Raw genomic sequence first — 6,046 nt, forward strand, 5'->3', positions numbered from 1 at the left:
CTTTTTTATCTTCTTATTTCCTTTTGATTATTTTTCATAAAAAACTAAAAAAATTTAGAAATCCCATCGCTTTCTAAAGGTTATATATGTTATTATGACAAAAGACTTTTTGAAAGAGGTGGATGAAAATGTTACAAGCGCTACTTATTTTTGTACTTCAAATTATTTATGTTCCAGTTTTAACAATCCGGACGATTTTGCTTGTAAAGAATCAGACAAGATCCGCTGCGGGTGTTGGATTGTTAGAAGGGGCAATTTACATTGTAAGTTTAGGAATTGTATTTCAGGATTTATCAAATTGGATGAATATTGTAGCCTATGTGATCGGTTTTAGCGCCGGACTTTTATTAGGTGGTTATATAGAAAATAAATTAGCAATTGGATATATTACGTATCAAGTTAGTTTACTAGACCGTTGTAATGAATTAGTTGATGAATTAAGACATGCTGGATTTGGGGTAACAGTATTTGAAGGGGAAGGGATAAATTCCGTCCGCTATCGTTTGGATATTGTTGCGAAACGTTCACGAGAGAAAGAACTCTTAGAAATTATTAACCAGATTGCGCCGAAGGCATTTATGTCTTCTTATGAGATTCGTTCTTTCAAAGGTGGCTATTTAACAAAAGCTATGAAAAAACGAGCATTAATGAAAAAGAAAGATCATGCATCATGAAAAAAGGAGAAGCTGAAAGATGCTTCTCCTTTTTATTTTAGAGGTTGCAAAGGCAATTCATTTAGGAGGCTAAAGTTACATACTTTTCTTTTCAGATATTAATAAATCTGTTTTATGTTTTTGTGCTATATTTTTAAAAAAATGGAGTGAAATAAAACCAAACAGTCCTATTCCGCCGAAAATAATCCAAGGTGTATCCATTCCTTTAAAGCTCGATGTAAACCATGTTCCGGTATAGTTCCCAATCATAAATCCGATAGCGAGTGATAGTTGATAAAATCCAAAATATGTAGCTGTATAAGATTCATTGCTGTAATTTGCAATTGTAATATCGGCATTAGGTAATACAAGTGTTTCACCGATTGTAAATAAAATGACACAACCAAATAGCCAATATGGATGTGAAACCAAAGGGATAAGTAAAAAAGAAAGCCCCATTAACAACACACCGCATTTTACAATCGAAAGTGTGTTGTATTTGTGGAAGATTTTTCGAAATACAACCATAAACAAAACGCCTGTAATTGCATTCACTGTAATAACAAGTCCACCTAACTTTGTACTATGGCTAATGTTCGTCATATGAAGCGGAAGAGCTACAGTAAGCTGAGTAAACATAATATAAAAGAAAATCATGATAAATGAGAATGAAAGAAAATGCTTATTTTCAAAAACGGCTTTTAACCCAGATAAGAGTTGTACATTTTCAGTAGAAACTTGGAAGTGAGATCTAAGAAGATAAAAAATGATAGCAAATAATAACATGAGTGATCCGCTAAGTATAAATGGGTATAAAGGGCTCCATAAGAGTAATAGGCTACCAGCAATTGGACCGATAATTGCACCGCTGTTAAAAGCGAGGTTTAAATATGTAAATAAATCTTTTCGGAAATGAGCTGGCTGTGAGCCGAATACAGCACGAGCAGCCGGTTCATAAAATGCACTTCCAAATCCAATTAGCGAAGCGGAAATGGAAATCGTATGGAACTCTGAAAATATTCCTAAACAAATAAAGCCAATACCTCTTAATAGCAAGCCGGATATCATCATAATCATATAGCCAACTTTGTCGGCAATGATACCAGAAAATAAAGGGATAACTCGTGATGTAATCGTCATAATCGTTAAGATTGTTCCTACTTGCATGGCGGAAAAGTGTAAAAAACTCGATAAATAGATAGCAAGGAAAGCATATACAGCAAAGTATCCAAATGCCATAAAAAATGATGAAATGAGTATAACACGTATAGGTATTGAAAAGTTTTTCATAGACAGCCTCCTATATTGTAACCATTAAAAGTTTTTACTGGTTAACTATTTTATATTATTATTATACATAAAGTCAGAAAAAAGTAAATTTTAGAAAGATGGTGAAGGGATTTGAGCCATGGTCAAGAGGCACCAGGACAATTAGAAGTTGTAAGAGATTTTTTAAATACATGGAGAATTCCAAATGACATAAGAAATCCGATAGATGAGCTGAATACGATAGACGATGTATTTCAATTTATGGGAACTCATTTTGATGAGGAGTTTTCGTTTGGTACGTTGGACGAGCTGAAACGATTTCGAGATGGAATTCGTTTTGCAGTTGAGGAGCAAAATGCAATGCAAGAGTGGTTTGAAAAATATCCATTTCGCGTGTGTGTGACAGAAAATATGGACGCTATTACATATGAACCAATTGGCGAACGAAATTTGTACACGATGATTTTACAAATTATTTTGATGGCTATTGATCAAAAGAGGTGGAGCCGGTTAAAAGCATGTCCGGATTGCCGCTGGGTCTTTTATGATCATTCTCGCAATGGAAGTAAACGCTGGTGTGGTATGTATGCAGGTAGTAAAGAAGGGAGAGCGTGCGGGACGATTGCGAAAGTGAAAAATTATCGGGCGAAGAGAAAAGGGCGTTCAGGTTACAACGTTTAATTTCTAGAAACGTGCAGTATTTCATTAAAAATACTGCACTGTTTACTTAATTTGTATCACGTACAATTTTACATTTTATTAGAAAAAGAAAAGAGGAGATAGTTATGAGACAGCCACAATATAGTAGAATGTCAGATATAGGAGTACCAAATGTTAAGCATATGGATACAAAGGCATAGGATAACGGAACTAAGCCGTTGGAAGAGGCACTTACGAAGCTCATAACTCTCCCTAGTTTATCTGTTTCACTGTTTTCTTGAATAATAGAAACAAGTGGTATATTAATCATAGAAGACATGAAACCCATCATCACAAGTAAAATGATTCCTTGCGATAAAATATATATTTGACCAAGGAAAGAAAGAGAAATACCAAGACAAGAAATAAGTATTAGAATAGAAAGCCCTCTTTTTTTTCTAATATTTAAAAGTCCAATTAATAAAGCGCCCCCTAGCATTCCTCCTTGATAAGAGCTTTGTAAAAAGCTTACCTCTACTGCCTTTCCATGTAATACTTCGTTCGCTAATAATGGAATTCCCATAAGTAAAGGGCCAAAGAAGAAGACATTAATTGTCATTAAAATGAAAAGTATGGATTTTAAAAAAGGCATGTTCCATACATATTGCAAACCTGCTAGTAGCTCTTGTTTGGCAGATGCTTGCTCAGAAGAAAGTGAAAGCTTTTTTTCCTTAATACATAATGTGAAAGTGCATGAAATTACTAAGAAACAGGCAACGGAGAAAAATAAACTTGAGAAAGAACTAATGGTAATAATCCAGCCACCTATCATTGGTCCGGCAAACATTGCAATTTGATTGGAAGTTTGAATAAAAGAATTAGATCGAGTTAACATCTCTTTTGGGACTAGAAGAGGAAGAAGGGATTGATTCGCTGGTGAGAAGAAAGCATCTAGAATTCCAAATAGTAGTGCAAAGACCAGTAATGACCATAAATTTAATAAGTGTAAATGTAATAAAGTAATCATAACAAAAATGAGTAAACAACGCGTGAAGCTAGAAACTAACATGATTTTTGAACGTTTAAAACGATCTGCCCACACACCTCCAACAGTCATTAGGAGAACTCGTGGGACCATAGTTACCATCATAACAATGCCAAGCGCTGATTCCTGACCTAAGGCCCGAATAACATACCATTGTTCTGCAAATAGGTAGGTTGAAAGAGCAAGAAAAGAAGTGGTACTTGATAACCAAAGGAATAAAAATGCACGGTTTTTAAATAATGAAATACTCGTATACTTAGGTTGAACTTGTTGTGATATGAAAGGTTCACTCAATGAATATTCCTCCCTATAAATAATGAATTATGAATCTTGGTTAAACAGTAGTTGATCAATTTCAAAGCCTGTGATGGTAACATAAAAGTTTTTATTGGTATCAGTTTCTGTGGAGCTTTTTAAGGTTTCTTTAACAAGGTTTCTATACTGGTTTAAAAACTTTATAAATTGTTCTTCTGTTAATGAAAATTCTGTTTGCATCGATATACTAGGCCAATCTTCAACATGAGAAGATGTTAAATTGAATGATGAATCTGGAGCAGTTAATACCCTGGTTTGCGCACGATGTAACACTTCCAAATAGGATTGTCTCGTTGCCTCTTGTGATTCAACGTAGTGAAGTAAGTGATCTGCAGGAATAAAGCCACGTGAAATAGCTTGATAGTACTTCAAAATATTTCCTCTCTGTTCTTCTTTTTTTACTAATTGAATGATGTTGTGTTTTTCTAGTTCGCGAAGATGATAGTGTATTTTTGCGCGAGAAAGATTTAAAAGCTGGGCAAGTTGGTGACCTGTATATGGTTTTTCAACTAAGTATATAAGCATTTTTGTACGCAATGGATCACTTATTGCTTTTAATTGTTCGTATGTTTCAATAATGGAAATTGCTTTTTGTTTCATTTTGCACCATCCTTTTTTTAACCAGTTAAATTTATTTAACTCGATTTTATTACATATACAGAAAAAAGAAAGTTTATTCTGAAATTTAAAAATAAACAAACAAAAAAGGGAGTTTCATGTATAGTAAGTAATAAATGATTAAATATGAGGATATGACATGCATGTAAGATGATGGGAATAGAGGGGGAGTCAAGAAATGGAACAAACAAAAATGTTAGAGCTAAACAAAAAGTGCTGGGATGTAGTAGCACCTTACTTTTTTCAGGTAGATTCTTTGCCAAAGTACGGGCCGTATACTGCTTCTGAGGATGAAATTCATTTGTTTGATAAGATTAAGAATAAAAAGGTCCTTGATATAGGCTGTGGCAGTGGCCATTCTTTAGCATACATGGCGAAGCATGGAGCACAAGAATTATGGGGCGTGGACCTCTCTTCAACACAAATTGAAACAGCGAAGCAGACATTAAAAGAGTGGAATCCACATTTGATATGTGCTGCGATGGAGAAGGAAACAGATATCCCAAAAGGACATTTTGATATTGTATATTCCATTTATGCGCTAGGATGGACATCAGATTTATCAAAAACATTGGAGCTTATTTATTCATATTTAAAAAAGGGTGGCAGTTTTGTTTTTAGCTGGGAGCATCCTATTTATTCGAATTTAAAGTATGGAACACCGGAAATTGCTTTGGAATCTTCATATCATGAGGAAGTGCCGATTACATTTCAAACATTTAAAGGTGAAGATGTGCAGGCTGTGTTATATAAAAGAAAATTAAGTACATACATAAATGAACTCGTTAAAGCCGGATTTACAATTGAAAGAATAGTAGAGGGCGAACCATCTAGTGACTTTGATACACAAACAGCTGAGCCTTCTGTGAAATATTATTCTCTGTATAAAGCAAGAATGCTACCGACAACTTTAATTGTTAAAGCAAGAAAGTAAGTTATTGTATAAAGAAGAAGGTGATAGTAGTGAGTAGTATTAATATGAATGTCATTGGTGAGGTAGAGTCTACTGTTCATGAAAAAGTGTATAGCAATTGGGGGAATGTTATTTCTAATATCCGGATATATCCAGAGTATACGGAAGGATTAATTGGGCTAGAGGAATATTCACATGCTATTATTCTGTTTTTCATGGACGATTTCAAAGAAGATAATAAGTCATGGGTTAGAAAGCCAAGAGGTTTAAGTGATTTTGATGAGAAGGGATGTTTTGCACAAAGGACAAAGTATCGTCCGAATCCAATTGGAATCACTACTGTTAAGATAGTAGAAGTAGAAAACAATGTTATTACAGTAAAGGGATTAGATGCGAATGATCAAACAGCTATTTTAGATATAAAACCATATATTCCTGAATTTGATGTAAGGAATAATGTTCGTGTTCCTAATTGGATGGGTGAATTAATGAAGAATTATTTTTAACAGTACTGAGATATGATTTTATATATAGATTGATACATTATAAAATTGTTAGCTAAACAAAGAAAGGGAGAAGCGGAATGTATATTTC

The 6,046-nt window shown here is 34.0% G+C and carries 7 protein-coding genes; 4 read left to right on the forward strand and 3 right to left on the reverse strand.

Going from position 1 to position 6,046, the window contains the following annotated elements:
• Positions 1-128: 128 nt before the first annotated feature.
• Positions 129-674, forward strand: a complete 546-nt coding sequence (locus V7183_RS12555) for a DUF2179 domain-containing protein (RefSeq protein ID WP_097897862.1) — start codon at positions 129-131, stop codon at positions 672-674.
• Positions 675-749: 75 nt separating this feature from the next.
• Here V7183_RS12555 and V7183_RS12560 read toward each other — a convergent pair whose 3' ends face one another.
• Positions 750-1,943, reverse strand: coding sequence for an MDR family MFS transporter (locus tag V7183_RS12560; protein WP_335359729.1), 1,194 nt, complete (start codon positions 1,941-1,943; stop codon positions 750-752).
• 111 nt (positions 1,944-2,054) lie between these two features.
• On the opposite strand from V7183_RS12560, the gene V7183_RS12565 reads away from it, so the two are divergent.
• Positions 2,055-2,603, forward strand: coding sequence for a CGNR zinc finger domain-containing protein (locus tag V7183_RS12565; protein WP_335359730.1), 549 nt, complete (start codon positions 2,055-2,057; stop codon positions 2,601-2,603).
• Between the two features lie 46 nt (positions 2,604-2,649).
• Here V7183_RS12565 and V7183_RS12570 read toward each other — a convergent pair whose 3' ends face one another.
• Positions 2,650-3,900 carry an MFS transporter gene (locus V7183_RS12570; protein WP_335359731.1) on the reverse strand — a complete coding sequence of 417 codons (1,251 nt, stop codon included), beginning with the start codon at positions 3,898-3,900 and terminating at the stop codon, positions 2,650-2,652.
• A gap of 27 nt (positions 3,901-3,927) precedes the next feature.
• Entirely contained in the window at positions 3,928-4,521 is a 594-nt protein-coding gene (locus tag V7183_RS12575; RefSeq protein ID WP_335359732.1) for an ArsR/SmtB family transcription factor, read from the reverse strand.
• A 196-nt stretch (positions 4,522-4,717) separates the two neighbouring features.
• Between V7183_RS12575 and V7183_RS12580 the strand changes: the two genes are divergently transcribed.
• Both V7183_RS12580 and tsaA read left to right on the forward strand, forming a co-directional pair.
• Positions 4,718-5,473 (forward strand): class I SAM-dependent methyltransferase, encoded by a 756-nt coding sequence (locus V7183_RS12580; protein WP_335359733.1) that lies wholly within the window; start codon positions 4,718-4,720, stop codon positions 5,471-5,473.
• 29 nt (positions 5,474-5,502) lie between these two features.
• Positions 5,503-5,958 (forward strand): tRNA (N6-threonylcarbamoyladenosine(37)-N6)-methyltransferase TrmO, encoded by a 456-nt coding sequence (tsaA, locus tag V7183_RS12585; protein WP_335359734.1) that lies wholly within the window; start codon positions 5,503-5,505, stop codon positions 5,956-5,958.
• The last annotated feature ends 88 nt before the right edge of the window (positions 5,959-6,046 follow it).

Origin of the sequence: Bacillus sp. JJ1127 (assembly GCF_036965845.1) — a bacterium.
Taxonomy (GTDB): Bacteria; Bacillota; Bacilli; order Bacillales; family Bacillaceae_G; genus Bacillus_A.

Excerpts from the sequence above, each read along its gene's own strand:
- V7183_RS12555 (WP_097897862.1), top strand. The coding sequence starts at position 129 with ATGTTACAAGCGCTACTTATTTTTGTACTTCAAATTATTTATGTTCCA.
- V7183_RS12560 (WP_335359729.1), bottom strand. The coding sequence starts at position 1,943 with ATGAAAAACTTTTCAATACCTATACGTGTTATACTCATTTCATCATTT.
- V7183_RS12575 (WP_335359732.1), bottom strand. The coding sequence starts at position 4,521 with ATGAAACAAAAAGCAATTTCCATTATTGAAACATACGAACAATTAAAA.
- V7183_RS12580 (WP_335359733.1), top strand. The coding sequence starts at position 4,718 with ATGGAACAAACAAAAATGTTAGAGCTAAACAAAAAGTGCTGGGATGTA.